Raw genomic sequence first — 26,372 nt, forward strand, 5'->3', positions numbered from 1 at the left:
GAGGAAAAATGATGAAAAAATTGATGCTTGTATTAGTCAGTCTAATGACTGCTTTGTTCTTAGCAGCTTGTGGGAAAAATTCTAGTGAAACTAGTGGAGATAATTGGTCTAAGTACGAGTCTAACAAGTCTATTACCATTGGATTTGATAGTACTTTTGTTCCAATGGGATTTGCTCAGAAAGATGGTTCCTATGCAGGATTTGATATTGATTTAGCTACAGCTGTTTTTGAAAAATACGGAATTACGGTAAATTGGCAACCGATTGATTGGGATTTGAAAGAAGCTGAATTGACAAAAGGAACGATTGATCTGATTTGGAATGGCTATTCCGCTACAGACGAACGTCGCGAAAAGGTAGCATTCAGTAACTCATATATGAAGAATGAGCAGGTATTGGTTACTAAGAAATCGTCAGGTATCACGACTGCAAAAGATATGGCTGGAAAGATTTTGGGAGCTCAAGCTGGTTCATCTGGTTATGCGGACTTTGAAGGAAAGCCAGCGATTTTAAAGGATATTGTCGCTAATAATGAAGCGAATCAATACCAAACCTTTAATGAAGCCTTGATTGATTTGAAAAACGATCGAATTGATGGCCTATTGATTGATCGTGTCTATGCCGACTATTATTTAGAAGCAGAAGGTGTTTTAAACGATTATAATGTCTTTACAGTTGGACTAGAAACAGAAGCTTTTGCAGTTGGAGCACGTAAGGAAGATACAACTCTGGTTAATAAGATAAATGAAGGATTTTCTAGTCTTTACAAGGATGGTAAGTTCCAAGAAATTAGTCAAAAATGGTTTGGAGAAGATGTAGCAACCAAAGAAGTACAAGAAGGACAGTGAGATAAAATAGTGGATGAGACTGCGTTTTGATTAGCAAAACGTAGTTTTTTTTATCAATTGGGAAAGAGCATGATAGCCATTTAATATAGCGGATTGAATCTGAAATAGTATACTGTGACTTCTAAAACATTGCTAGAAATTGATTTGACTTTTCCAATCAATTTGTTCAGATTTTATTTCATTTCACTATATTCTGGAAAGATTTTCTAAATTTTTTCCTCAAATTGAGTCTCTTTTCTTATCAAAAAACCTCTGGCAAAAACCAGAGGATAAGGGGTTATTTCATTGTTGGGAAGAGTAGAACGTCACGGATAGTAGTTGTATCTGTGAGGAGCATGCAGAGGCGGTCAATACCGATTCCTAAACCACCTGTTGGTGGCATACCATATTCAAGGGCCTCGATGTAGTCGTAGTCGATACCTGTTGCTTCATCGTCACCAAGCTCTTTAGCTTTTGCTTGGGCTTCAAAGCGACTAAGTTGATCGATTGGGTCGTTCAACTCGGTAAAGGCATTACCGTATTCTTTGGTCATGATAAAGAGCTCGAAACGGTCAGTAAAGCGTTCGTCTTCAGGGTTTTTCTTCGCGAGTGGAGACACAGCTACTGGATGTCCATAGACAAAGGTTGGTTGGATCAAGGTTTCTTCGACAAATTCTTCAAAGAAAGCATTGATGATGTGACCAACTTCAGTGTAATGTTTTTCAACTGGAACTTTCTTCTCAGCAGCGATAGCTTTAGCTTCCTCGAAAGTCATGTCTTGCCAGAAATCAACACCAGTAATTTCCTTGATAGCATCCACCATGTGAACACGTTTAAACGGTTCATTGATCTTAATTTCAGTTCCTTGATAGTTTACTGGACCATCACCTTTGACTGATTTAGCAGCGTGTTGGATAATACCTTCCGTCAAGTCCATGATGTCTTGGAAGTCAGCATAAGCTTGGTAAACCTCGATAGAAGTGAACTCAGGGTTATGAGTGGCGTCCATTCCTTCGTTACGGAAGATACGGCCAATTTCATAGACACGTTCCATCCCCCCAACGATAAGACGTTTTAAGTGAAGCTCAGTCGCGATACGAAGCACCATGTCAATGTTTTGGGCATTGTGGTGAGTGATAAATGGACGGGCAGCAGCACCACCAGCTTCATTATGAAGAACAGGTGTTTCCACTTCAAGGAAACCTTTTTGATCAAGATAACGACGGATTTCAGAGATGATTTTTGAACGAGTGACAAAGCGCTCAAAACTTTCACGGTTAGAAATCAAGTCAAGGTAACGTTTACGGTAAATTGTTTCAACGTCAGTCAAACCGTGGAATTTCTCTGGAAGTGGACGAAGTGCTTTAGACAAGTGTGTAATGTGAGTTGCCTTGATAGAGAGCTCTCCCATATCTGTACGCATGACTTCACCTTCGACACCAAGGAAGTCACCAAGGTCAGCCTTTTTGAAGATTTCGTAGTTTTCTTCACCGACTTCATCTTTACGAACGTAGATTTGGATTTGGCCTTCTCGGTCTTGAAGATGGGCAAAGCCGACTTTACCTTTACCACGTTTGGTTACTAAGCGACCTGCAATTGTAGCAGTTTCGTTTAATTCATGTAATTGTTCTTTATCGAGTTCTGCAAATTGCTCTTTAAGTTCTTGAGAGTTAGCAGTACGTTCAAAACGTTTACCGAAGGGATCGATTCCTTGTTCACGGAGCGCAGCCATTTTTTCACGGCGAACGATCTGCTGGTCATTTAGTTCTTCCATATGTTCTGTAGACATGGGTTCCTCCTAGTTTTACTCAAAATTTGATACGATGAGTCATTTTTGCGATACTCCCATTTTATCATAAATAGTCAAGAAATTCACGGATATTCTTTGAAAACTAAAAAGAACTTGACCATTGGGATCAAGTTCGATTATTTTTCTTGATAGGAAGTGTCATTCCATCTTTCAAGAGTGAAGGTTTCAAAATCCTCAGTCTCCAAAATTGTAAGACTGGCATTGGCCAAGCCTCCATCTTTGCGAAGATGAGCCTCTTTATAGCCTAGAAGAGTACGTAGGCTAGCAGTGAGATTTGCACCATGACCGACGATTAGAATGTTTTCAGCCGGACTTCCTTTCAGAGATTTGATAAATTGAATAGTACGCTGAGTCGTAGAGTAGAGGGATTCAGCTTCAAACATCTTCGTATCAAACTGAGCGAGATTAGAGCGAAAGGCCTTGATTTGTCGTGGATAGATGGCATTGAGCGTTGCGATTTTTAAACCTTCAAGTTTTCCAAGTTGCCATTCGCGCAGGTCAGGAATGCTCTTTAAAGTACAAGGAGCCTGAAGTTGACTTTGGATAATTTCAGCAGACTTAATCGCTCTAGGTAAATCACTTGAATAAATCTTATCAAAAGGTATTTCCTTGAGATACTGACCAAGTTGCTTTAGGGTGTCAATAGATTCTGGAAGAAGGGGAGAGTCACCACTAGCACCTTGAAAGCGACCTTCAAGATTCCAGAGGGTGCGACCATGACGAACAAAATAGAGTTTCATTACTTACTTTCCTCCAAGATATCAGCAAAATCCGCTTTTACAAAGCTGGCCAAGTCTTGAGGTCGGATGATGATACTATGCCCGACTTCCCCAGCAGAGACAATCATTTGATCCAAGTCCAAAGCAGTCTTATCGAGAAAAATGGGATAATTGTGTTTTTGGCGAATGCCGACGGGGTTATTAGCCCCATGAACATAGCCTGTCGTTTTTTCCAAGTCCTTCTGTGGAATCATGCTCACTTTTTTATTGCCAGAAACCTTTGCTAGTTTTTTCTCAGCGAGGTGTTCTGTTAAGGGAACGATTCCGATAATTGGTCCTGTCTTGTCTCCCAAAAGAGCCAAGGTTTTAAAGATATGAGTTCGATCATATTCCGAAGGTAGTTCACCCTCAAGCGCGTTGATTTGAATGCCTGTGTGTTCAATACCCGCCTTGGTCAAGATTTGTTCGACCAAGGTTTTTTTAATCTTGACTTTCTTTGCCATTATTTATACTTATCCTCCAATTGACTCATCCAGATACCAAGCCAAATGCCAAGCGCAAAGAAGAAGGCAACGAGTACATAGCTCACAATAGAAAGTCCAGTGTATTGGATACTTTCAGCATTTCCAGCATTTGGAATCAAAATCAAGAGAGTACTTGAAAGCACAATACCAATGATAAAGTGATAAACACGGGAGTGGTAGTTGTTCAAGGCGTGATCCATCAATTTTGAAAAGATAATGAGGGTTGCTCCTGCACCAATTCCGATAGGAATGAAGGTTCCAAATAAATCAAAGGTTTTAAAACCAGTCAGCATAGGAGCGTACAGTCCCAAAATCAAAAGTAGATTTGACGGACTTAGACCAGGGACCAAGACACCAAGAGCTAAAAGAGCACCCGCTAGGATGAAGTTTGCAAAACTTGCACTGAGTGAACCAACAACAAAGTTTAGCGCGTAGAGCCCGACTCCTGAAAGGATAAAGGTAGTCCAGAACCAGACTAGGTCAATCTTATCACGATCAGATTCTCGAGTAGATTCTTTAAGGAGACTAGGAACTGTACCGATGATAGCTCCTGCAAAACTCCATAAAACATAGACTTGGTAATTTTCTAACAAATATTCGACTGGATAAGAAAACAAACCAATCCCTAGCAACATCCCGATTGCTACTGGGATAAAGTATAGGACATTCTCTTTAAAATCTTTAAAAGGATGAGCCAGAAAGCCAATCATTCGCTCGTAAATTCCTAAAATAGCTGCTAAAACACCGCCAGAAATTCCTGGTAGGATAAACCCTAATGCGATGACGATTCCTTTAATAACTCGTGCAATCCATGAAAACATAATAAGATCCTCAATTTCATAAAATTCTTTCTCTATGCTATCAATTATAACACAGACGGGGAGAAAATGAAAAAACAAGTGAAAAAGTTTGTTATTTTCACTTGTCTTATGGTCTCAAAAATAATTTTCGGAAGGTTTCTTCCTTCTCTTTAGCAGTAGAAATCAAATTGATGTCCAAATGATGTTCAAATCCTGCAATTCTCCCCTTAGAAGTGTACTGGTGGAGGTCGTAGTCCAGATCGGTATTTGGTTTAGTTTCAAAATAACCTGAGTCTGTTCCATAGGAAGGGATCCAAATAGCAGTGAACTTTTCTGTATTGATACTATGCTCTTGCATGAAGTAAACCCCAACGTAGATGCCGATATTTTTAGCGCCGAGAGCTGCCAGTTTGGCGCGAAAGGCCTCAACACCTTCATTCATATCAGACATTGTTTTTTCTTCAACATCTAACCAGTAGTAGCTAGGATTGTAGGGAGAAGCAGCATTATAGAAAACTTCAGCGGCCTTCTCCATATCTTCTTTACTTTTTCCAGCTACATAGGCATAAACCCCCACAGGGACATTCCGTTTTTGGAATTCTGATATGTGATTTTTATAAGCTTTATCGACACCATTGATAAAGGCAGCATCATTTGTTTCAGTGTGCTGAGCCCCATTGTGCACGCGAACGATAACACCAGAAATGTTTTGAGATAAGGTGTCGTAGTTAATCTCCTCAGGTCTTTGCCAACCAGAGACGTCGATAATGGGTTTGTCAAGATTATGCAAGGCTTGTGTTTCAACTTGAAGAGCATTTGGTTTTGTTTTGATAGGATGATCCTCAAAACTTGGTCTATTGAGGAGTAAAATCGCTATGAAAATTCCAAATAAACTAAAAATAATAGCTGGATGAATTTGTTTTCTCATATTTATTTAGTTTATCGTAAAAATTTAAAAAAATCAAAGGAAACAGTCTAGAAATGTAGACAAGTAGGGGAGATTTTCAGGAAAGCACCTGTTTGTTTGTTCTTTAAAAGTAAAATTATGGTATAATATAAGGGAATTTTTACAGAAAAGAGAATAGTATGTCAAATTATGCCATTATTTTAGCAGCGGGTAAGGGTACTCGCATGAAATCAGATCTTCCCAAAGTACTTCATAAAGTAGCAGGAATTTCGATGTTGGAACACGTTTTTCGTAGTGTTGGTGCTATTCAACCTGAAAAAACAGTTACTGTAGTTGGTCACAAGGCGGAGCTAGTTGAGCAAGTCTTGGCTGGTCAGACAGACTTTGTTACCCAATCAGAACAACTAGGAACAGGGCATGCTGTCATGATGGCAGAGCCCATTCTCCAAAATCGCACTGGGCACACCTTGGTTATCGCTGGGGATACTCCTCTGATTACAGGTGAAAGCTTGAAAAACCTCTTGGATTTCCATATCAATCACAAAAATGTGGCGACTATTTTAACAGCCGAAGCGGCAGATCCTTTCGGATACGGTCGAATTGTCCGCAACGATAATGCTGAAGTTCTTCGCATTGTCGAGCAGAAAGATGCCACTGATTTTGAAAAACAAATCAAGGAAATCAATACAGGAACTTATGTATTTGACAATGAACGTCTTTTTGAAGCCCTTAAAAATATCAACACCAACAATGCCCAAGGAGAATACTATATTACTGATGTGATTGGTATTTTCCGTAATGCGGGTGAGAAGGTTGGCGCCTATACTCTCAAGGATTTTGATGAAAGTCTTGGGGTAAACGACCGTGTGGCTCTTGCGACTGCGGAAGCAGTGATGCGTCGCCGTATCAATCATACTCACATGGTTAATGGTGTCAGCTTTGTTAATCCAGAAGCAACTTACATTGACATTGATGTCGAGATTGCTCCTGAAGTCCAAATTGAAGCCAACGTTACCTTGAAAGGTCAAACGAAGATTGGTGCGGAGACTATTTTAACAAATGGAACTTATATCGTGGATAGCACCATTGGGGCTGGAGCTGTGATTACCAACTCCATGATTGAGGAAAGTACAGTTGCGGACGGTGTGACAGTCGGTCCCTATGCCCATATTCGTCCAAGTTCAAGCCTAGCTGCCCAAGTTCACATTGGTAACTTTGTTGAGGTTAAAGGTTCTTCAATCGGTGAAAATACCAAGGCGGGTCATTTGACTTATATTGGAAATTGTGAAGTGGGTAGCAACGTTAATTTCGGTGCCGGAACTATTACAGTCAACTACGATGGCAAAAATAAATACAAAACTGTCATTGGCAATAATGTCTTTGTTGGATCAAACTCAACTATTATTGCTCCTGTAGAACTTGGGGATAATTCTCTGGTTGGAGCGGGTTCAACTATTACCAAGAATGTTCCTGCTGATGCTATTGCTATCGGTCGTGGACGACAAGTTAACAAAGATGAGTACGCAACTCGCTTGCCTCATCATCCCAAGAACCAGTAGGAGTTTGTCATGGAATTTGAAGAAAAAACGCTTAGTCGAAAAGAAATCTACCAAGGTCCTATTTTCAAACTGGTACAAGACCAGGTGGAACTACCAGAAGGAAAGGGAACTGCCCAACGTGACTTGATTTTTCACAATGGAGCTGTTTGTGTACTAGCCGTGACAGCCGAGGACAAAATTGTCCTCGTTAAGCAATACCGAAAGGCTATTGAGGCTGTCTCTTATGAGATTCCCGCAGGAAAACTGGAAACTGGTGAAAATGCGGATCCAATGGCAGCTGCCCTTCGTGAATTGGAAGAAGAGGTTGCCTACACTGCTAAGTTAGAGCTTTTATATGATTTCTATTCTGCGATTGGATTTTGTAATGAAAAACTAAAACTCTACCTCGCTAGTGATTTGGTCAAGGTGGAAAATCCTCGCCCACAAGATGATGATGAAACCTTGGAAGTTTTAGAAGTCAGTCTAGAGGAAGCAAAGAACCTGATCCAGTCAGGTCATATCTGTGATGCCAAGACTATCATGGCAATTCAGTACTGGGAACTACAAAAGAAATAGAGGAGCAACCCATGGGAAAACCTTTATTAACAGACGAAATGATTGAACGTGCCAACCGAGGTGAGAAAATCTCAGGACCACCTCTTCAAGATGATGAGGAAACAAAGATCCTACCAACGCCTTCACAACATTTTGGTTATTCACGTTCTAGAGACCACGGTTTTAGTCAAGATACACTTACAATCGAAGTAGAACCAACGATTCATAAAAGTCGCCGCATTGAGAATACTAAGAGAAATGTTTTTAATTCGAAACTCAATCGCATCTTGTTTGCAGTCATCCTACTTTTGATTTTGTTAATTTTAGCAATGAAACTCTTGTAATTGAAAGGAAATGAAATGAAAATTGGAATCATTGCTGCCATGCCAGAAGAGTTGATACATTTGACTCAGAATTTGGATAAACCTCAAGAAGTCCAAGTCATGGGAAATACCTACTACACTGGCACTGTTGGCAATACAGAAGTCGTTCTAGTTCAGAGTGGGATTGGGAAGGTTATGTCGGCTATGAGTGTAGCGGTGTTAGCTGATCATTTCCAAGTAGAAGCCATTATTAATACAGGATCAGCAGGTGCTCTTGCAGAAGGGATTGCTGTCGGTGATGTAGTGATTGCGGACAAACTAGTCTACCATGATGTGGATGTGACTGCTTTTGGTTATGCTTATGGCCAAATGGCTGGTCAATCTCTTTACTTTGAATCCGATAAGAAGTTCATCGCTAGGATTCAAGAAAGTTTATCTCAAGTAGAACAGACCTGGCACCTAGGCTTGATTGCTACAGGGGACAGTTTTATAGCTGGAGATGATAAGATTGCTAGTATCAAATCTCACTTCCCTGAAGTTTTAGCAGTGGAGATGGAAGGGGCGGCCATTGCTCAGGCGGCTCAGGCTCTTGACCTACCTTTCCTCGTCATTCGTGCTATGAGTGACAATGCCAATCACGAAGCCTCTATCTCATTTGATGAGTTTATTATCGAAGCTGGACGTCGTTCGGCCCAAGTCTTACTAGCCTTTTTAAAGGCCTTGAATTAAGCGGAAATTTGACAGTTTATCTAGCTTATGATAAGATTTAAATAAAGAAAAGCTAGAAAACGTTTCAGAGGATATTATGAGTATTGAAATGACCGTCAGCGAGATTGCAGATGTCTTAGGACTATCTCGTCAGGCAATCAACAATCGTGTTAAAGAACTTCCCGAAGAAGACACGAAAAAAAATGACAAAGGTGTAACAGTAGTTACTCGAAGTGGCTTGATTAAGCTAGAAGAAATCTATAAAAAAACAATTTTTGAAGATGAACCAGTCAGTGAAGATGTCAAACAACGGGAACTGATGGAAATCTTGGTCGATGAGAAAAATGCTGAAATTCTTCGATTGTATGAGCAACTCAAGGCCAAAGACCAGCAGTTAGCAGAAAAAGATGAGCAGATGCGCATCAAAGATCGCCAGATTGCTGAAAAGGACAAACAGTTGGACCAACAGCAACAGTTGACTCTTCAAGCAATGAAGGATCAAGAAAGTTTGAAACTAGAGTTGGACCAAGCAAAAGAAGAAGTCCAAGCAACCAAAAAAGGCTTTTTTGCTCGCCTATTTGGAGGAAAATAAAGAAGCTGTTTGGGTTATTCACTAACCTAATAGCTTCTTTTCTTATTTATAGTTTAAATTGAGTCGTAATTGAGGTAAAAGATGGAAAAATTAAGAGACTATATCGCCTTTGACTTAGAATTCAATCAACACGAAGGAGTTACCCATTTAATTCAGGTATCAGCAATTCACTTTCAAGATGGTCAAGAGATAGGTGCCTTTGATTCTTATGTCCATACCAGCGTGCCTTTAAAGAGTTTTATTAATGGTTTGACAGGAATTACAGCTGAAACCTTGAAAGATGCGCCAAAAGTAGAAAAAGTTTTAAAAGACTTTCAGGCTTTTGTTGGCAATTCACCTATCGTTGGATACAATGCAGTCAAGAGTGATTTGCCTATTCTCTTGGAGCATGGCTTGGACTATCGTGACCAGTATAAGGTAGACCTATATGATGAGGCTTTTGAACGCCGTAGTTCCGACCTACACGGCATAGCTAATCTCAAACTGCAAACTGTGGCGAATTTTTTAGGGTTTAAAGGTCAATCGCATAATAGTTTAGCAGATGCCCGCATGACGGCGCGTGTTTATGAAGCCTTTTTGGAGTCGGATGAAGGAAAACTATTATTAGAAGAACAGAGTAATCTATCCATGAATCCCTTTGGCGGGCTAGATTTATCTCAATTTCTAGACTAGGAGTGCCTATGAAACCTGAAAAACCTAAAAAACTAGGTTTTAGGAAAATTTACCTCAACCTAGATAAAGTTCTCTTCCTCTTTTTCTTAATTTTCATGATGGTGGAATATCTGTGGTTACCTCTCAATTCTTTTCTTGCTGGTCTTTTACTCAGCCAGACGGGATATTTGTTTATTTCTTACAATAATATTTTTGCCATTATCACGAGTTCTCCTTTAATCAGTCTGGCCTTTCTCGTCTTGATTGTAATCAATCTTTTGGTGGCCTATTTCCAGATTTGCCTCCTCTTTATTGGGGCGCGTCACCTTCTCTACCACGAAAAGAGAACCTTGATTGAGTACAGTCGCAAAGTTTTCCAGCAAAGTTTTCTGTTCATGAAACGCTTGAGCTTCTGTAAGATGGCCTTTGTATTCTTCTACGTAGCCATGCTCTTTCCTTTCATCAGGAAAATTTTAAAAATTTATTACTTAAATAAAATCGTTATTCCAGACTTTATTGTGACTTATCTGGAAGACAAGTACTGGCTAGTGGGCTTGATGATTTTTGCCTCTGCTTGGATTTTGCTCTATGTGTCTGTCCGACTCATGTTTGCCCTTCCGAAGATTCTCTTTGAAAAGAGAACTGTGAGAGAAGGAGTAAAATATAGCCTACAAAAGACAAAAAAACAAGTTCTCTTTTATGCTTGGAACTTGCTACTCATTATTATTAAAACCTATCTCTTTTTCTTCCTTCTCTTGACTCCCTTGCTAATAGGACAGATTGTAATTGACAATTTAACACAGAAAGAATCACTGATTCTTGGAGTTATCAACTTTGTCTTGATAAAAAACATCCACTATATGGCCTTGACCTATTTCCTTGTTAAGTTTGTCTCCTTTTTGACTGGTGAGGAACTGGAGATTATGCCAAGAAGAAAAAAAGACCATTTGATGAGATGGGGAGTTATGGGCTGCGCTAGTATCTTTTTTGCGCTGGAAGGTTATATCTATCTGGAAGCTCCTGTGACAAATACCCCTTTAGTCATTTCACATAGGGGTGTTTCAAATAAAAATGGTGTACAAAACACTGTACAGTCTTTGGAAAAAACAACGCAACTGAAACCAGATTTGATTGAAATGGATGTGCAGGAGACCAAAGATGGTCAGTTTGTGATGATGCATGATGCCAATCTTAAGAACTTAGCAGGTATCAACGCCAGTCCTCAAGACTTGACTTTGGAGGAGTTGACAGGGTTAGATATTTCTGAAAATGGCTATCGAACCAAGATATCTAGTTTTGATGACTATCTCAATCGCGCGAATGAACTTCATCAAAGATTGTTGATTGAAATCAAAACCAGTAAAAAAGACAGTCCACGAATGATGGAACGTTTTCTAGAGAAGTATGGAACGATTATCAAGCAGTATGGTCATCAGATGCAATCACTAGACTATCATGTGATTGACCAAGTTTTGAAATATGATTCGACTATTCCAGCTTATTTCATCTTGCCTTATAATAGTATTTTCCCAAAAACCAAGGCAACTGGCTATACCATGGAGTATTCAACATTGGATGAATATTTTGTCACGAAACTTTGGTATACAGAACAAAAGCTTTACGTGTGGACCATCAATAGCTCTGACGCATTTGATAAATCGCTGCAGCTGTCAGTTGATGGGATGATTACAGATGACATGGAAATGCTACAGGAGACTTTAGCAGCAGCTCAGGAAGATCCAGAATACACCGATCTCCTTTTGAAAAAAGCTACGGAGTTCTTTAATTTCTAACATAGAAAAAAGGAGAAGTGAACCTTCCTCCTTTTTCTGTAGGTGATTAGAATGGTAATTTTCCAGCGAAAGCACCTAGTTTTTTCTTAGTCGTTTCATCGATTTGTTCTAGAGCAGCGTTGATGGCTTGAACGGTCATATCAGACAAGGTTTCTAGGTCTTCTGGATCTACAACTGCTGGACTGAAGTCAATACTAACAACTTTTTTATCTCCAGTTAAGGTCGCTTGGACAAGGTCTTGAGCAGATTTTCCAACAAATTGCATAGCAGCGAGTTCTGCTTGACTTTGTTCCATTTGTTTTTGAAGTTTTTGTGCTTGGCGCATCATGTTTTGCATGTTCATCATAAGATTTTTAAGATTCCTTTCGTATCAAGGCTTTGTGCCTTGTTTTATAAATTTTTTTGCCATTTTTTGCCCTAGAAGTTGTCAAAAGCATTGGCGACTTCTTTTTGTTGAGTTGGGAATAAATGCGAGTAGATGTTGATAGTTGTATTAATGCTACTGTGTCCAAGTCATTTCATAAGTGTAAAAAATATAGAATCTTTTCCCTCACCGTTTCTGAGTCCTTTTGAAATTAGAAACGCTGCATGTGAGTGTCGGAAATCGTGATTACGAATCATTTTTAATGACGCAGGTATTCTTTTTTTCAATTTAATCTTTTGATTAGAAACCATTGGAGCAGTCAGTTGTAAAGGACTGTCTTGAAAGATTTGTAAGTTTTCTGTATTGTCCGTAAACTCTACTAATAGGTGAGCTTGTTTTTCTTTCCATTGCGTTAGTTCTTGAACGAATGCTTTATGAATGTAAATTCGACGTATAAAAAGCACCACGCTTATCCTCTTTTAAAATATTTTCTTACGTAGAAATCTCACAAAGATACTCAACAGATATTTTAAATGTTACTTGGTTAAGCTATGAAGTCTATACTTAGATTCGTATTACTTGAACTTTACTCTTGTGGAGGTTCCCTCGCTTTCTATGACATATTCTCTCACCTGTCAGTTTACTGAAATCGTGGCTAATATTAACTCACTAGCTTTGGTTGAGACAGTATCATTGAAGTACACTATTGATTATATCATTTTTGAACTCTATTGAAAAGCCAAATTTTCCCCAATAGAACTTACTGAAATACGTCCAATTCTTTTATTATTATAAATTATATAAAGCTTCACAAACTAGTTCGTTCATTCTTCCATTTGTAACAAGAGCAAAACATGCATTTTGTCTATATTCTAAACACATTTTTGGAAAAATTTGAAGGTTAGTCATCTTTTGATGAAGAAGTTTAGGTAACTAAACAATTCAGCTTTAAAGTCTTTATACCCAATACTGTGATTGTTGTATAAAATGATTCAAAATTGTTATTATCGTGTGGAAAGTCTTTATCACCATTTGAATGTTGAATACGATGACTCACTAGCAAATTGTTGTATTCATCGTTCGTATATTAAAAATTACTATTTGAATTAAGCATATGATATTGGCTGCATGTAGAATTCATATAATGGTTCAGTTCCTTTATCAGTAGAAACTCAATGCTGATGAATTAAAATATTTGAGAAGTTTAACAAATTAATAGATTGATTCTTATGAACAAACAAACTAACTGCTAAGTTATTCTCGTCTATTTTAATTTTGTATTAGCTAAATCTACTGCAATATTTTTGAATCCTGAATTATTGGTATCAACAAGTTGTAGCACTATTTATTTGATTTGAAGAGCAAGCAGTGATTTCACAGTTGATTTAAGATGATAAAATGTAACAATATAATTTGACAGCGGTTACAAAATTTTGTAATATCTATAATATAAGAAGATGTGTATTAATTCAGGGAGGAATCTAGGATGCAATTATTAATTGAACTGCAAAAAATTGATCAGTTTATCTTGCCAGTAAACTATAATTACCTTCTTCAATCGATGATTTATAATTTATTGAAAAATAAGGAAGACTTATCTGCGCAACTTCATGAGAGGGGCTATCAGTTAGAGGATAAACATTTTAAGTTGTTTACATTTTCATTGTTGCAAGGTCAATATAAAATGCGAGGAAAACAAATAGAGTTTCTTGATAAGGTGCGTTTTGAAATTAGAACGATTGATCAATCCATTTTATTCACTATTGCAGAGGCTTTGTCAAATCTAGATGAATTGCGAATTGGTCGAAACCTTGTAAAAATTTTAAATGTAAAAATTGAACAGAAGAAATTAACGGGGACTTCTTATAAGATTCGGATGATTTCTCCCTTGGTGGTTCGTTCTACAGATGCTGACACCAAAAAAACATTGTATTACAATCCGTTTGATACGGAATTTAAGAACAGAATCATGGAGAATTTTGCGAGGAAATATCAAGCTTATTATCATAAAGTACCGACAGGTAGATTTGATATAGAGCCGATAAATTTTTCTTTAAAGAATAAATTTGTTACCAAATACAAAGACTATCTCATAACGGGTTGGAAAGGAGAATTTGAGATAAGAGGAGATGCGGAGGTATTGGATTTCCTCTATCAAGTTGGGCTTGGTGAGAAGAATTCGATGGGATTCGGAATGTTTGTAATTAAAGAATAGGAGGATAAAATGGATATGGAATTTAGGAATTGTAAGTTAGAACTTGACTTAAAATGTCATGCGCCAATCATTCATTTCCAACCTAGTACGAATGCTAAAGGGGCTACTCTTAGGGCTAGTGAAGTGAAGCCGAAATTTGATAAATATATTTGGACGAAGGAACCTGAGGAACTTGCAATCTATGAACTGTTACCTTATAAGATGAAGTTTATAGAAAAAAAGAAAGAGGTGATAGATGAAAAAGTTGCAGATGAATATGTTGATATCCCTCTCTATTATGCTAAGGACCAAAAAAGAATGGTTATAACTAATCCAAGAATAGTCATTACTTGTTTTGATCCTATTCTTCAGAAATTGATAGTTAAGCATATCAAAAACTTTTTCATAGTGACAAATTTTGGAGCTGCCCAAGGAAAAGGATATGGCAGTTTCACAATTGATTCTGAGAAAAATGATCAGGTTGAGCAAGAAAATATTGAAAAAATCTTAATGGAAGAGTTTGGCTTAAAAACATTATATAAGATAGATTGTAATAAGCTAGTTGGAAAGTTAGCTAAGTTTGAAGCAATAAAAAAGATTTTTAGGATTATTGAAAACTTCTATAAGATTATTAAAGGAGGGATTAATCATAAGGAATATATAAAAGGTTTTTTGTTTATACATATGAATGAGAAGGGAATAAAAAATGAAAAAGTTGTTTTAAAAACAGAAATAATAGATCATCCATACGCTTCAAATCAAAACAAAGTAAAACAGGAACCCAAAATTAATAGCCATAAAGAGTGTTACGTTAGAGCATTGCTTGGTCTATCTTCTTCCTTTGCTTTTAAGGATCAAAGAAGGCAAAAAGGTGGTGCAGTTGATGTGAATATTAAAATTTCACATGCTGATGAAACTATCGAACGTTTCCCTTCTCCTTTAACGTTTAAGGTTATTAATAAGATTATTTATATTATTCCTAAAAAAATTGATGAGAGGATATGGGAAAAAGAATTTGTATTTACCTATGAACTTGATAAAAAAAGGGGGCACGCTCATGGTATTCAGCCAAAATCAAAGCCAGAGAAACTAAAATTAGATACCCCAGCATCAAATGACTTTTGTTTAGAAGATTTTTTAGAAGAGGCCGTTAGTTATTATAATAAAGAAGTGAATAAAATCAAAGGTCCACAAATAGTTAAATACCACCCCAAAGGAGATGAATAAATGAAATATGTAGGTATAACAATCGGTCCGATTTTTAAAACTATTGGAGAGGCAATCTCTCCGGCAGGTTTGTGGTTTGGCAGTTATTTTTTCTCAACGGTGACAAAGAAACTCTGTGAAAAGCTTGTTGAGATTCCAGCTGTTAAGATTTTTTCACCGTTTTATGACTCTAATAATAATCAAAATCCACAAGAAGATGGTATTGGTCGTTACCATGATCGGATTTTACTTTCAGTTGATGGTAATACAGCAACCGAGGAAGCATTGCAGAATATAATTTCAGAAGCGAAGAAGGAAATGGCTGATAAATTCGGACTGTTTAATGCAAAGGATTTTAGTGTTTTTGTCGATAAGTATCTGAGAATTGATTTTGTTGTTTTTAATGAAGAAACTATAAACGAAATTATAGGAAAAAGTGAAAAAGATGGAAATAATATAGTTATAATACTGAATGATGCTTTGGATGCATTGGAGCTGATGGCAGCGGGTAAGGGAAGAACAGATATGAATCTATTTGCTCCATTCTTTGCAGGTAAGAAAGACAATCGGAATGTCTATATTAAGGGAAGTAAGCTATTTACAGATACCAAACCAAATAGTCAGTTGGTTATAAAACTTCCAGATGATAGTTCCGATTTAAAATCAATTGAAGACATTGCTCTATCTCGAAAGAAAGAGGAAAACTCCTCTGAAGAGATTCCTGATGGTGGGGTAACACCGACCAGAAGCGAATACTATGCAGTCGTTAATTCAGATGGAGATAAGGTCGGAACTCTTTTGAAAGCTTTATGTAGAGATGTAGATATTTCTGAACAATCTGATAGGATAAACATTTTTTCGAGGGCTTGTTTAGACTATGCTGGTGAAGCGGCTAAACTTGTCGGAAAATATGGGGGGATGACTATTTATGCTGGTGGGGATGATTTACTGTTTATTGCTCCTGTTTACTCTCTTTTTTCCTTATGTCGTGAATTGGACGAAATGTTCAAAAAAACATTGAAGAAAGGTCTGGAAGAAGTAAATCTGCCAGATGATAGTATCAATGTCAGCTTGTCTTTTGGTGTTGCTGTTCAGTATGTCAAATATCCTCTATATGAAGCGCTGGAAAGAGCTAGAGTTCAACTTTATAAGGCTAAAGAAAGTTGCGGTAAACGTCCGAATGGTAGTGAAATCAGTGGAGGTAATCGTCTGGGGATAGAGTTGGTAAAACACAGCGGAAAAACCGTTCAATTGATGGTGGAAAATGAGAAGTTGGAGGCCATAGATAATCTGATAAAATATCGAGTAAATACGAACGATCAAGCACTGGAATCGGTCCTCTATAATCTACAGGATACAGAAATTATTTTTAAGTTGTTATTTGAGAAAACTGCACAGAATGTATTTGACTTTCAAGAATATAAAATAAGATTTTTAAATAACTTTAACAATCCTAACCAGTTGGCCTATCATAGTTATCTTGACGAAATAGCTAAATTTTTCTATGAAAACTATTTGAAAGAATATCAAGATATGGTAGATATGAAAGACAAGGTTGATGGAATTTGTACAAAGCGAAAGATGACTATAGGAGAATACTATACCAAGGAGTTGCAGGCTATTTTATTTTTGGTAAAGTTTTGGCAGGGAGGTAAATGATGACAGACTATCTTGTGACGTTTAGACCGCTAGGAGACTATTCTTTTGGTTCAGATAGACGCTTTAGCTTTGTCGGTAAAAATAACTATTCGGAGGATGAATACGCTCCTTATTTTATCCGCACTAATCGCGTTCCTGAACAGTCCACAGTCTTTGGGATGATACGCTATCTTATCTTAGTCAGTAATGGGATTGAGCTGAAGCAGGATTTTCATTATGATGAGAATACGCGAGATAAAATCAAAGCTCTAATCGGAGAGAAGAGCTTTTCTCTAAATGGAGGTGTACAAGGTTTCGGAAAATTAGAAAAAATCTCTCCCATCTTTCTGCGTAAAAATAGTAAGGAAATCGTCATACCAAATCCTTTTAACAACAAGCAGGGGAGAGAGGGGATTGCTCAGTTTGAACCAATGATACTAGAGGAAGAAATTACACTGCCAACTAGTTTTGGTGAAATCGCTCTGCTTAAATCTAAGGAATATAATCCTAAAGAAGGGCATGGGGATGGCTATTACAATATTAACACAGGTCATTTAGAAGCAGCCGAAGATATATTTAGTACTAAGGTAGCGACTGGTGTAAGGCGTGTTACGCAGAATGATCTGGGGAAGCTGAAGCAAGATCTTCGAGAATTGTGTAAGTCGTTTGTGAATGAAGATATGAAACAGGAAGTTTCTAATTTAGATAGGAACAGCAATCTTAGTTTAACCGAGTTTATAAATGATTTTATGGATTTGTTAGAAAAGCACAACAAAAAGAAAAAAAATCACTTTCAAGAAAAATTAGAGAAACTAACCCGAAATTTTGATGCTGACCGTCTATTTAAGCGAGAGGTACATCAGCTACAGAAAGATTACGAATTTGCGGTTTATGTGACGATGGAAAAGGGTGTTCAGTTGACGGACGGACTTGTCTCAATGGGACAGAAGGGTTCTCTTTTCAAGGTTTCTGTTCAAGAATCGGAAAATGATTTAGAAAGTAAAATCACAGAGCATCTCCAGAAGCATACTCCACAGGGTCAGACTTGGCAATACTGCCTATCAGATGTGTGCCTGTTAGATGATGTTAAGGGCTTTGCGATTTTAGAGGAAAAACTAGTTCGCCAGCTTCATACAGACCTTAGTAAAAATCGTCTGAAAGGACTTGATTTACAAGGTTCTAACCTTCTTTATAAGGCAGGGAGCGTCTTTTATGGTGATGATGCTATTTCGGTAAAAACTGGTTTAGAGCCAGCAGGTTATAATACTATTTATAAAATTACAGGGGAGTAAGGAGTAAAAAATGAAAGCAAAAATTTTTGTCATTGAATGTTTAACAAATTTGCATGTAGGAAATGGAGATGTTAATTTTAACATCATTGATAACGAAGTGGAGCGAGATGTTGTGACGGGATTTCCGACGATCAACTCTTCAGGTGTCAAAGGTGCTCTGAGGGCCTTCTTTGAAGAAAACGACTTGTCGAACATTAATGAAATATTCGGTTCGGAAAGTAGTAAGGTTACTACTTCAGGAGCATTAAAATTTCTTAGCGCGAATCTACTAGCCCTGCCAATTCGTTCGATAAGTGGTGGGGACAAGCCATATTCAATACACGCTCCAGAAACAGCCTGTAAAGATTTCAAGCAAATGATTAAAAATTTTCAATTAGAAAATATTTCAATAGCAGATATAAAGGGCGGAGATGAGAAGATAACTCTAGACCAAGATAATTCTTGCTTTGAAAAATATGGTTTACCAGTAATTGCTCGGAATAGTGTCGGAGAACAAACTAATTTGTGGTATGAGGAAGTTGTGCCCCACAAATCGATTTTCTATTTTGCAGTGGTGGCTTCAACCAGTGAGTCAGAAAACCTTTTAGAGATTTTTACAGATTCGGTGAGAGAGAAAATCATCCAGTTTGGTGCAAATGCTTCTGTAGGTTATGGACTTTGCAAGGTTATTAAAGTGATTTCAAGAAATGAAGAAGGAGCAAACAATGGACAAGAACAGAATTAATCGGTTGCTTCCTATTGCTGTTGAGGTGATTAAAAAAGAGCTTACGGAGCCAATTCCAAATGAGTTTAGAGGCTATATCGCTTCTTTTGGAGCGGCGGTTACTATGGGAAGCCTCCCTGCAGCAGTTGCCTACTATTCGGCTGCATCAAAAAATGCCAAAGAAGATCGTACCAAGCTACCTGTTATGATTTTGGAAGTTTTGAAGGGAGAAAACGTAGCTATTAAGGGAGAAAACGTAGCTATTACGGTAGACACCTTGTTTGACTATGTCACATCGTTCAAAAATGATAATGAGAGTTTCGCCATTAAAGAGGATGTATTGCATGCAGCCATTGCGATCAAACTAGGGTTAAACTTGTTTGAAATTGAGTCAAAGGATAAAAAAGTCAAGGAAGACGAGAAAAATGGAGGGTAAGGATGATGTTTAATTCAAAAAACATGTCTTATATTTACTATCATGAATATTTTGACGGCTTAAAAGAGCAGAAAGGAGCATCAGGTTTAGTTTATGAACTAGGTGGATCAAAATCTAGTGAGGAGCAATTTCGTGAGAGAAATATGGCTTTGCAGGATTTTAAATTTGACCTTTCTCTATCACCTCTGGAGCATTTGAAAAATGTTTCAAAAGGTGTAGCAAGTTTCCAAACCTTTTCTTTGGAAACTATTTATCCTGGTCTCATGATAGGAACGGGCAATCCCCATGATTTGAAATCAAAGGGTTCTATTTATTCTGGTTTTTCTTTTGATTATGTGACTGGACTGCCCTATATACCTGGCTCCTCTGTCAAAGGGATACTGAAAAGCGTCTTTCCTAGGAAAGAAGATACCAAAGATGATATTAATCAACAAAAGATGGAGTATATTAAGTCACTTCTTAAACCAGGACTTTCTGATAAAGAAGTTTATGGCTTGAAAGATGATATTTTCGAAGATAATGATGTCTTTTTAGATGCTTATCCCTGTCCAACCTCTAAAAAAAATACGAAGCAACAGTGTTTAGCGTTGGAATTCATTACGCCTCATAGTGACATCATCAAGAATCCTATTCCAATCAACTGTCTGAAGGTTAAGCCTGGAATCTCTTTTGAATTTGGCTTTTATCTGAAAGATTGTCAGCTTTCGGATGGAGTTCAAATTACGGTTAAAGAAAAAATAGAGTTATTTAAAACTATCTTGACTGATGTAGGCATTGGCGCTAAAACGAATGTTGGTTTCGGACAGTTAGAGTAGTAGTGGTCCATCGACAAGGGTATTTACAAATCGTATCTGAGGGAGTCACGCAACTCACATAGCTCAAAAAGGTATAGAGGAGCTTGTTCATATTAAGGAGCCTGAATATAAGAACGCATTTACAAAGAGCTTAGAAACGAGTGAAGTCAGCTATTGTACAGGAGTTCAATCTTAGTTGGCAAGGGCGCTAGGACAAAAAAGATCGATCGACTTTTTTCATTGAAATCTTGAAAAAAGCCCTGTTTTTTGATACAATCAATCTAGAAACAGCGAAAATGCTGTTGTAATACCTTACCTATAAGGAATTGAGACAAGGTTCTACCTCCAAAAATTTTTTGATTTGAAAATCTGGTAATACCTTACCTATAGGGAATTGAGACCGAAGCTTTTCATCTTTTACGAAAAGCCTTTCCAGTTCACAGCCTTGCTGGTAATACCTTACCTATAAGGAATTGAGACTTAACTTTTCCAGTTTGATTGCAAACACTACAAGGAAAAGTTCCTGGTTATACCTTACCTATAAGGAATTGAGACTTATCTTCGACAATTCCAGTTCTGTTGCAGACTTCACGTAATACCTTACCTATAAGGAATTGAGACGCAAACTCTGTTGACTTGTTTTCATCACTTGCACTTTCGGTTCTACCTTACCTATAAGGAATTGAGACCCTTGGTCAGGTTTTTCAGGAGTCGGTTTTTGATCTTGACCTTGGTTATACCTTACCTATAAGGAATTGAGACTTAAGAGGATTCACTCCCTTGATAATCTGAGCCACATCAGACGTCAGTAATACCTTACCTATAAGGAATTGAGACATATTAGTGTTCAACCACTGACCATCTTTGGTTTGAGTGGTCAACTGTACTACCTTACCTATAAGGAATTGAGACTTAACCACCAAGTCCTTCGTATCACCAAAAATGAAATCGTACTACCTTACCTATAAGGAATTGAGACACACTTGCTTTTGCAGTTTCCACTTTCTTCTCTGCATTTTGGATGGCTTCAGGTAATACCTTGCCTATAAGGAATTGAGACTCTTTGATGATTGGACGGATCTTATCTTCTTTGATCTTGTTCTTGTCGTTATACCTTACCTATAAGGAATTGAGACTTCCATTTGTGGAATAACTTTCTCAGCCACCCAAGGGTTTACTTCCGTTATACCTTACCTATAAGGAATTGAGTTGCTCACTCTCTGTCTCCTTTGTGATATAATAGGTAATACCTTACCTATAAGGAATTGAGACTCGTGCGCATATAAGGCACGACCAAGGCTGCTGATCGCACTGATATAAGTAATACCTTACCTATAGGGAATTGAGACGTTAGAGTCCCAAGATATTTACTAGCACCTTCTCGGAATAGTAATACCTTACCTATAAGGAATTGAGACTTATTAGTCCTCTAGAAATAGCGCCTGTCTTTCTCCAAATATCGTTATACCTTACCTATAAGGAATTGAGACCTTCTTCGGCTTAGGGATTTCGATGTTTTCTTTCGGAACCCGTAATACCTTACCTAAAAGGAATTGAGACTCAACGTTTTGAACTTTAAATGGTTTGTTGAAGAAATCGTAGTCGAGTAATACCTTACCTATAAGGAATTGAGACTATCCATTATCAGGATTTTCATATACTTCACATCCATATACACGTAATACCTTACCTAAAAGGAATTGAGACTCTGTTTCTGAAAGAAAGTTGCCTGCCTTTAATGAGTCATCTGTAATACCTTACCTATAAGGAATTGAGACTTTTTTCTGATAAATTCCAATGAGTGTAAATAGCAATACTACGTAATACCTTACCTATAAGGAATTGAGGCCGTCAATTCTGATTTGACTGCAATTCGTTCTTCCATTGGAACGTAATACCTTACCTATAAGGAATTGAGACTTTATTTAGAATACCTTGAAGATATTCTAGCTCCTCTTGATCGTTATACCTTACCTATAAGGAATTGGTTGCTTCAACTGAAAAAACTTGCGAGAGCAAGTTTTTTGTGGTATATTGGAAGTGCTTTCATGTTGAATGTCTTTATCGGAGGTTGTTTATGTCTGAGAGTCAATCTGTATATAGTCACCATATCTTTGTTTTGCCCTTTGCGGCCAAGGGGCTGGAGTCTTTTCCGAAGTCTTCCAATTGGAAGAAACTCAGCCAAGATGCCAATGAACTCCCCTATCTGAACGTAGAAGATGGTGAAAAAAGCGAGCGATTAAAGTACGCTTATCGCCGATATTTTAATAAAGAAGCAGAGGAGCTGATTTTCCGCAATCCTGAGCTAGTCACAAACTATGCTTATACTGGCTTAGAAAAAGGTGATGTGTATCGGATTTCTTATTATAATCAAATTGACAAACTTGAGTGTTATGACCTGACGCTTGACTATATCATGCTTCGTTATTTACCAAATTTAGAAGCAGGTTTCCTGATTTTCTCAATGGAAAATCGTCTCTATGATAAATTGGAAGATATTAAAAACATCAACCAGTATGGTCGTCATCTCTATGCTCCTTTTTTGACTCCATTGCTGTGTGATTTAGTCTCACCTAATAATATTGAGCTGATTAAGAGCGAAAAAATTGATGAGGCTCCACAGCCATCTGGCTTAATTTCTTCATATGGGATCATGTCGGCTCCGAAAGAAATCTTACAGGATTTCTTTGGCTTGCCTGAGGAAGCGATATTCCCAGAGGATATCTCGCAGTTTGAGTCTAAGCCTCATCTGGAGATCATCATTGATGACCGCATGTATGTGGTGAGCTACATGATGGTTCCTGATGTAAAGGACTTGATTTATAAAACGGCGAATTGGGCGAATTTTGATGATTCGGATCAAAGTTTAGAAAAGATGAAGCTTCTTTTTAGTATTTTATACGTTGATAAGGGAGATTCAACATGTCTGAGTCGAGATATGCTGAAGGCAGAGCTGGAAAAGCTTCTCTATACGAGGTGGTCAGCTGAGGGAAGCCTTTATATGGCCAGCCAGCATTCCATGATTTTTATGAGTGGTTCTGTTTTTCCTGAATTTTTCCTAAAAGGTTACTTTTTGTCGGAATATCTGGACTTGGCTTTGATCACGCTCAGTCAGAGGATTGGTATTTTGAAGTATTCCAAGGATGCGGGGGATAGGGTCAATGCTAGAGTTTCGGATAAACTGAAGCTGCAAAAGGCTTACACGACCTTTAAAAATCAATTTTTGCTTCCAGAGCTGTGCCCGCAGGAGCAGGCGGTGGAAATCTATGAATTGCTACAAACCTCACTCTATATCGAGAAGCATATCAATCTCCTGGACAGTCAAATCAGTGAACTGCATGCTATCAGCCAGACAGAATCAAGTAATAAATTGAATGGCAGAGTATTAATGCTGACTGTTTTAAGTCTTGCTTTAGCAGCTATTCCGAATATCAAAGAACTGCAGGATAATTGTTTGACAATATGTGATCTGAGTCTGACCTATTCATCTTGGCTTACTTTGCTCATTTCTCTTCTGACAATTTGTTTCCTTCTTTCGACAATTTGTTTCTTCTATTTCAAAAAGCGAAAATAAATGTATATTATCTTGACATACGATGTGCATCGCAAACGCGTGGCCAAGGTTTTGAAATCTTGAAAAAAGCCCTATTTTTTGATACAATCAATCTAGAAACAGTGAAAATGCTGTTGTAATACCTTACCTATAAGGAATTGAGACCAGTCATACTTCGTGAATCCATAGGAAGCTGTAAATAGGTCTGTTCTACCTTACCTATAAGGAATTGAGACTTTTATTGATTACATCTGTACGTCCTGCATCTGAGAGCACATGGTACAGTAATACCTTACCTATAAGGAATTGAGACGTGTGTTGTCTTTCATAAAAGTTCTTTTCATTTTTATACCTCCGTTCTACCTTACCTATAAGGAATTGAGACAAACCTGAATATGTACTTAATGTATCATAATCCATGTTATAGCCTTTAAGTTCTACCTTACCTATAAGGAATTGGCTGTGTGTCTTTGTCTGTCTCCAAGGCACCAAAAAAGCGAGCAAATTCTTGTCTGCTGGGAAGCCTGAGAATTTGTTCGCTTTTTGTTTTGTAAAAATTATCAAGAAAAACTCTCTTAGTAGGAGAGTTTTTTCCGTGTTTCAACCATGATAGTATAGAGTTTAAGTTAGATGGCTGGTCAGTTTTTTTGTTACTTCGTGATAGTGTTGCGAATATTTATTGGTCTATTAGGTTAAATTAAAAACATTCTGTTCTATTTCATTTACCGAAAAAGGCCTACTATCCAGTAGTCAATCCTACTGTACTGATACTTTTTCAGCTTATCTATGGTATAATAGAAGGTAGATTTATCAATTGGAGTATGAAGGATTTTATGATTAAACTTGTAGCAACCGATATGGATGGAACCTTTCTAGATGGAGAGGGTCGATTTGATATGGAACGCCTCAAAAACTTGCTTGTTTCCTACAAGGGAAAGGGGATTTATTTTGCAGTGGCTTCAGGTCGTGGTATTCTGTCCCTGAAAAAGTTGTTTGCGGATGTGCGTGATGAAGTGATTTTTATAGCTGAAAATGGGAGCTATGTTGAGTTTCATGGGGAGGATATGTATGAGGCTACCATGTCTCGAGACTTTTACTTGAGCACTTTTGAAGCTTTGAAGAAATCGCCCTATTTTGATGAAAACAAAATGCTCCTGACTGGGAAAAAAGCTTGTTATGTATTGGACACTGTGGATGAGACCTATCTGATGTTTAGCCGTCACTACAATGAAAATATTCAAAAAGTAGCGAGTTTGGAAGATATCACGGATGAGATTTTTAAATTCACTACTAACTTTACTGAAGAAACGATAGAAGCTGGAGAGGCCTGGGTCAACGAAAACGTTTCTGGTGTGAAAGCCATGACAACAGGTTTTGAATCTATTGACATTGTCTTGGATTACGTTGATAAGGGTGTGGCTATTATTGAGTTAGCCAAAAAACTTGGTCTAACCATGGACCAGGTTATGGCGTTTGGAGATAACCTCAATGACCTTCACATGATGCAGGTCGTCGGGCATCCAATTGCACCTGAAAATGCGCGACCAGAGATTTTAGAATTAGCAGAAACAGTGATTGGCCACCACAAGGACCAGTCAGTGATGGCTTATATGGAGGACTTGTAATGGCAGATATTAAATTGATTGCACTCGATTTGGATGGTACCTTACTGACAACGGATAAAAAGCTGACAGATCGAACTAAGAAAGTCCTCAAAGCTGCGCGTGATCGTGGCATCAGGGTCGTACTGACAACGGGTCGTCCTCTGAAGGCTATGGATTTCTTTCTCAAGGAGTTGGGAACAGATGGACAGGAGGATGAGTACACCATCACCTTTAATGGAGGGCTTGTTCAGAAAAATACAGGGGAGATTCTCGATAAAACAGTCTTTTCAATCGACGATGTGACACGATTGTACGAGGAAACTGAAAAACTAGGTTTACCGTTAGATGCCATTTCAGAAGGAACAGTCTATCAAATCCGGTCGGACCAAGAAAGTCTCTATGCTAAGTTTAATCCAGCTCTGACTTTCGTGCCAGTCGCTTTTGAAGATCTATCTAGTCAGGTGACGTATAATAAATGTGTGACCGCCTTTGCCCAAGAACCTTTGGATGCAGCGATTCAACAGATTTCTCCAGAATTGTTTGATCAATATGAAATCTTCAAATCGCGTGAAATGCTATTGGAATGGTCCCCTAAAAACGTCCACAAGGCGACAGGTTTAGCAAAATTAATTAAACACTTAGGAATCGATCAAAGTCAAGTTATGGCCTGTGGTGACGAGGCAAATGACCTTTCCATGATTGAGTGGGCAGGTCTGGGAGTTGCCATGCAAAATGCAGTTCCAGCAGTTAAGGCAGTTGCCAATGTGATTACCCCGATGACCAACGACGAGGAAGCCGTTGCCTGGGCTATCGAAGAATACGTGCTAAAGGAGAATTAGAA

Annotated in this window: 24 protein-coding genes, 1 pseudogene and 1 CRISPR repeat array; of the genes and pseudogenes, 18 read left to right on the top strand and 7 right to left on the bottom strand. The window is 37.9% G+C overall.

What is annotated here, in order from left to right:
• Positions 1–11 precede the first annotated feature (11 nt).
• Positions 12–848, top strand: a complete 837-nt coding sequence (locus tag D8803_RS05505) for an amino acid ABC transporter substrate-binding protein (protein WP_131200553.1) — start codon at positions 12–14, stop codon at positions 846–848.
• A 277-nt stretch (positions 849–1,125) separates the two neighbouring features.
• On the opposite strand, the gene lysS is transcribed toward D8803_RS05505, so the two are convergent.
• The 5 genes from lysS to D8803_RS05530 form a co-directional block, all read right to left on the bottom strand.
• Positions 1,126–2,616, bottom strand: coding sequence for a lysine--tRNA ligase (gene lysS, locus D8803_RS05510; protein ID WP_131200500.1), 1,491 nt, complete (start codon positions 2,614–2,616; stop codon positions 1,126–1,128).
• A gap of 137 nt (positions 2,617–2,753) precedes the next feature.
• The gene (locus D8803_RS05515; protein ID WP_131200501.1) at positions 2,754–3,377 is read right to left on the bottom strand and encodes a histidine phosphatase family protein; all 624 of its coding nucleotides are present in this window, start codon (positions 3,375–3,377) and stop codon (positions 2,754–2,756) included.
• Positions 3,377–3,859 (bottom strand): aminoacyl-tRNA deacylase, encoded by a 483-nt coding sequence (locus tag D8803_RS05520; protein ID WP_061416769.1) that lies wholly within the window; start codon positions 3,857–3,859, stop codon positions 3,377–3,379. The genes D8803_RS05515 and D8803_RS05520 overlap by 1 nt, the downstream gene beginning before the upstream one ends.
• Entirely contained in the window at positions 3,859–4,701 is an 843-nt protein-coding gene (locus D8803_RS05525) for a DUF368 domain-containing protein (RefSeq protein ID WP_061416770.1), read from the bottom strand. Before D8803_RS05525 ends, D8803_RS05520 begins: the two co-directional genes overlap by 1 nt.
• 106 nt (positions 4,702–4,807) lie before the next feature.
• Entirely contained in the window at positions 4,808–5,608 is an 801-nt protein-coding gene (locus D8803_RS05530; RefSeq protein WP_131200502.1) for a glycoside hydrolase family 25 protein, read from the bottom strand.
• Between the two features lie 158 nt (positions 5,609–5,766).
• Between D8803_RS05530 and glmU the strand changes: the two genes are divergently transcribed.
• The 7 genes from glmU (at position 5,767) to D8803_RS05565 (ending at position 11,747) form a co-directional block, all read left to right on the top strand.
• The gene (glmU, locus tag D8803_RS05535) at positions 5,767–7,146 is read left to right on the top strand and encodes a bifunctional UDP-N-acetylglucosamine diphosphorylase/glucosamine-1-phosphate N-acetyltransferase GlmU (RefSeq protein WP_131200503.1); all 1,380 of its coding nucleotides are present in this window, start codon (positions 5,767–5,769) and stop codon (positions 7,144–7,146) included.
• A gap of 9 nt (positions 7,147–7,155) precedes the next feature.
• On the top strand, positions 7,156–7,701 hold the full coding sequence (locus D8803_RS05540; protein ID WP_061416773.1) for an NUDIX hydrolase: 546 nt from the start codon (positions 7,156–7,158) through the stop codon (positions 7,699–7,701).
• 11 nt (positions 7,702–7,712) lie between these two features.
• Positions 7,713–8,024 carry a cell wall synthase accessory phosphoprotein MacP gene (macP, locus tag D8803_RS05545; protein ID WP_061416774.1) on the top strand — a complete coding sequence of 104 codons (312 nt, stop codon included), beginning with the start codon at positions 7,713–7,715 and terminating at the stop codon, positions 8,022–8,024.
• A 15-nt stretch (positions 8,025–8,039) separates the two neighbouring features.
• Positions 8,040–8,732 (top strand): 5'-methylthioadenosine/adenosylhomocysteine nucleosidase, encoded by a 693-nt coding sequence (locus D8803_RS05550; RefSeq protein WP_131200504.1) that lies wholly within the window; start codon positions 8,040–8,042, stop codon positions 8,730–8,732.
• Positions 8,733–8,808: 76 nt separating this feature from the next.
• On the top strand, positions 8,809–9,303 hold the full coding sequence (gene rocS / locus D8803_RS05555; RefSeq protein ID WP_061416776.1) for a chromosome segregation protein RocS: 495 nt from the start codon (positions 8,809–8,811) through the stop codon (positions 9,301–9,303).
• An 81-nt stretch (positions 9,304–9,384) separates the two neighbouring features.
• A complete protein-coding gene (locus D8803_RS05560; protein WP_061416777.1) occupies positions 9,385–9,975 on the top strand; it encodes a 3'-5' exonuclease in 591 nt (196 codons plus the stop codon).
• Positions 9,976–9,983: 8 nt separating this feature from the next.
• A complete protein-coding gene (locus D8803_RS05565; RefSeq protein ID WP_131200505.1) occupies positions 9,984–11,747 on the top strand; it encodes a glycerophosphoryl diester phosphodiesterase membrane domain-containing protein in 1,764 nt (587 codons plus the stop codon).
• A 46-nt stretch (positions 11,748–11,793) separates the two neighbouring features.
• Here the strand turns inward: D8803_RS05565 and D8803_RS05570 are convergent, their stop codons facing one another.
• A complete protein-coding gene (locus D8803_RS05570) occupies positions 11,794–12,093 on the bottom strand; it encodes a YbaB/EbfC family nucleoid-associated protein (protein ID WP_000981527.1) in 300 nt (99 codons plus the stop codon).
• Between the two features lie 71 nt (positions 12,094–12,164).
• Positions 12,165–12,563 (bottom strand): annotated as a pseudogene (locus tag D8803_RS05575) (site-specific integrase); the annotation flags it as partial.
• Between the two features lie 1,034 nt (positions 12,564–13,597).
• Between D8803_RS05575 and cas6 the strand changes: the two are divergent.
• The 10 genes from cas6 (at position 13,598) to D8803_RS05625 (ending at position 26,370) form a co-directional block, all read left to right on the top strand.
• Positions 13,598–14,326, top strand: coding sequence for a CRISPR-associated endoribonuclease Cas6 (cas6, locus tag D8803_RS05580; protein ID WP_084973617.1), 729 nt, complete (start codon positions 13,598–13,600; stop codon positions 14,324–14,326).
• A gap of 9 nt (positions 14,327–14,335) precedes the next feature.
• Entirely contained in the window at positions 14,336–15,532 is a 1,197-nt protein-coding gene (locus D8803_RS05585; protein ID WP_131200506.1) for a hypothetical protein, read from the top strand.
• A complete protein-coding gene (gene cas10 / locus D8803_RS05590) occupies positions 15,533–17,170 on the top strand; it encodes a type III-B CRISPR-associated protein Cas10/Cmr2 (RefSeq protein WP_131200507.1) in 1,638 nt (545 codons plus the stop codon).
• Positions 17,170–18,441: a hypothetical protein gene (locus tag D8803_RS05595; RefSeq protein ID WP_131200508.1), complete on the top strand. Its 1,272-nt coding sequence runs from the start codon at positions 17,170–17,172 to the stop codon at positions 18,439–18,441. The genes cas10 and D8803_RS05595 overlap by 1 nt, the downstream gene beginning before the upstream one ends.
• A 10-nt stretch (positions 18,442–18,451) precedes the next feature.
• Positions 18,452–19,165, top strand: a complete 714-nt coding sequence (locus D8803_RS05600; RefSeq protein ID WP_131200509.1) for an RAMP superfamily CRISPR-associated protein — start codon at positions 18,452–18,454, stop codon at positions 19,163–19,165.
• Positions 19,146–19,580: a hypothetical protein gene (locus D8803_RS05605; protein ID WP_223805111.1), complete on the top strand. Its 435-nt coding sequence runs from the start codon at positions 19,146–19,148 to the stop codon at positions 19,578–19,580. The genes D8803_RS05600 and D8803_RS05605 overlap by 20 nt, the downstream gene beginning before the upstream one ends.
• Positions 19,581–19,582: 2 nt before the next feature.
• Positions 19,583–20,395 (top strand): type III-B CRISPR module RAMP protein Cmr6, encoded by an 813-nt coding sequence (gene cmr6 / locus D8803_RS05610; RefSeq protein ID WP_131200511.1) that lies wholly within the window; start codon positions 19,583–19,585, stop codon positions 20,393–20,395.
• Positions 20,396–20,682: 287 nt separating this feature from the next.
• Positions 20,683–22,365: a CRISPR direct-repeat array (repeat unit 25 nt; unit sequence TACCTTACCTATAAGGAATTGAGAC).
• An 86-nt stretch (positions 22,366–22,451) separates the two neighbouring features.
• The gene (locus D8803_RS05615; RefSeq protein ID WP_131200512.1) at positions 22,452–23,948 is read left to right on the top strand and encodes a hypothetical protein; all 1,497 of its coding nucleotides are present in this window, start codon (positions 22,452–22,454) and stop codon (positions 23,946–23,948) included.
• A gap of 812 nt (positions 23,949–24,760) precedes the next feature.
• A complete protein-coding gene (locus tag D8803_RS05620) occupies positions 24,761–25,552 on the top strand; it encodes a Cof-type HAD-IIB family hydrolase (protein WP_131200513.1) in 792 nt (263 codons plus the stop codon).
• The gene (locus tag D8803_RS05625; protein WP_131200514.1) at positions 25,552–26,370 is read left to right on the top strand and encodes a Cof-type HAD-IIB family hydrolase; all 819 of its coding nucleotides are present in this window, start codon (positions 25,552–25,554) and stop codon (positions 26,368–26,370) included. Before D8803_RS05620 ends, D8803_RS05625 begins: the two co-directional genes overlap by 1 nt.
• Positions 26,371–26,372 lie beyond the last annotated feature (2 nt).

Source organism: Streptococcus oralis (assembly GCF_003943385.1).
In the GTDB taxonomy this organism is placed as follows: domain Bacteria; phylum Bacillota; class Bacilli; order Lactobacillales; family Streptococcaceae; genus Streptococcus; species Streptococcus oralis_CA.

Coding starts and splice junctions, on each gene's coding strand:
- macP (WP_061416774.1), top strand. CDS start 7,713: ATGGGAAAACCTTTATTAACAGACGAAATGATTGAACGTGCCAACCGA.
- rocS (WP_061416776.1), top strand. CDS start 8,809: ATGAGTATTGAAATGACCGTCAGCGAGATTGCAGATGTCTTAGGACTA.
- D8803_RS05525 (WP_061416770.1), bottom strand. CDS start 4,701: ATGTTTTCATGGATTGCACGAGTTATTAAAGGAATCGTCATCGCATTA.
- D8803_RS05560 (WP_061416777.1), top strand. CDS start 9,385: ATGGAAAAATTAAGAGACTATATCGCCTTTGACTTAGAATTCAATCAA.
- D8803_RS05585 (WP_131200506.1), top strand. CDS start 14,336: ATGGATATGGAATTTAGGAATTGTAAGTTAGAACTTGACTTAAAATGT.
- glmU (WP_131200503.1), top strand. CDS start 5,767: ATGTCAAATTATGCCATTATTTTAGCAGCGGGTAAGGGTACTCGCATG.
- D8803_RS05565 (WP_131200505.1), top strand. CDS start 9,984: ATGAAACCTGAAAAACCTAAAAAACTAGGTTTTAGGAAAATTTACCTC.
- D8803_RS05600 (WP_131200509.1), top strand. CDS start 18,452: ATGAAAGCAAAAATTTTTGTCATTGAATGTTTAACAAATTTGCATGTA.
- D8803_RS05520 (WP_061416769.1), bottom strand. CDS start 3,859: ATGGCAAAGAAAGTCAAGATTAAAAAAACCTTGGTCGAACAAATCTTG.
- cmr6 (WP_131200511.1), top strand. CDS start 19,583: ATGATGTTTAATTCAAAAAACATGTCTTATATTTACTATCATGAATAT.
- D8803_RS05620 (WP_131200513.1), top strand. CDS start 24,761: ATGATTAAACTTGTAGCAACCGATATGGATGGAACCTTTCTAGATGGA.
- D8803_RS05515 (WP_131200501.1), bottom strand. CDS start 3,377: ATGAAACTCTATTTTGTTCGTCATGGTCGCACCCTCTGGAATCTTGAA.
- D8803_RS05625 (WP_131200514.1), top strand. CDS start 25,552: ATGGCAGATATTAAATTGATTGCACTCGATTTGGATGGTACCTTACTG.
- cas6 (WP_084973617.1), top strand. CDS start 13,598: ATGCAATTATTAATTGAACTGCAAAAAATTGATCAGTTTATCTTGCCA.
- D8803_RS05505 (WP_131200553.1), top strand. CDS start 12: ATGAAAAAATTGATGCTTGTATTAGTCAGTCTAATGACTGCTTTGTTC.
- D8803_RS05530 (WP_131200502.1), bottom strand. CDS start 5,608: ATGAGAAAACAAATTCATCCAGCTATTATTTTTAGTTTATTTGGAATT.
- D8803_RS05550 (WP_131200504.1), top strand. CDS start 8,040: ATGAAAATTGGAATCATTGCTGCCATGCCAGAAGAGTTGATACATTTG.
- cas10 (WP_131200507.1), top strand. CDS start 15,533: ATGAAATATGTAGGTATAACAATCGGTCCGATTTTTAAAACTATTGGA.
- D8803_RS05595 (WP_131200508.1), top strand. CDS start 17,170: ATGACAGACTATCTTGTGACGTTTAGACCGCTAGGAGACTATTCTTTT.
- D8803_RS05615 (WP_131200512.1), top strand. CDS start 22,452: ATGTCTGAGAGTCAATCTGTATATAGTCACCATATCTTTGTTTTGCCC.
- D8803_RS05570 (WP_000981527.1), bottom strand. CDS start 12,093: ATGATGAACATGCAAAACATGATGCGCCAAGCACAAAAACTTCAAAAA.
- D8803_RS05540 (WP_061416773.1), top strand. CDS start 7,156: ATGGAATTTGAAGAAAAAACGCTTAGTCGAAAAGAAATCTACCAAGGT.
- D8803_RS05605 (WP_223805111.1), top strand. CDS start 19,146: ATGGACAAGAACAGAATTAATCGGTTGCTTCCTATTGCTGTTGAGGTG.
- lysS (WP_131200500.1), bottom strand. CDS start 2,616: ATGTCTACAGAACATATGGAAGAACTAAATGACCAGCAGATCGTTCGC.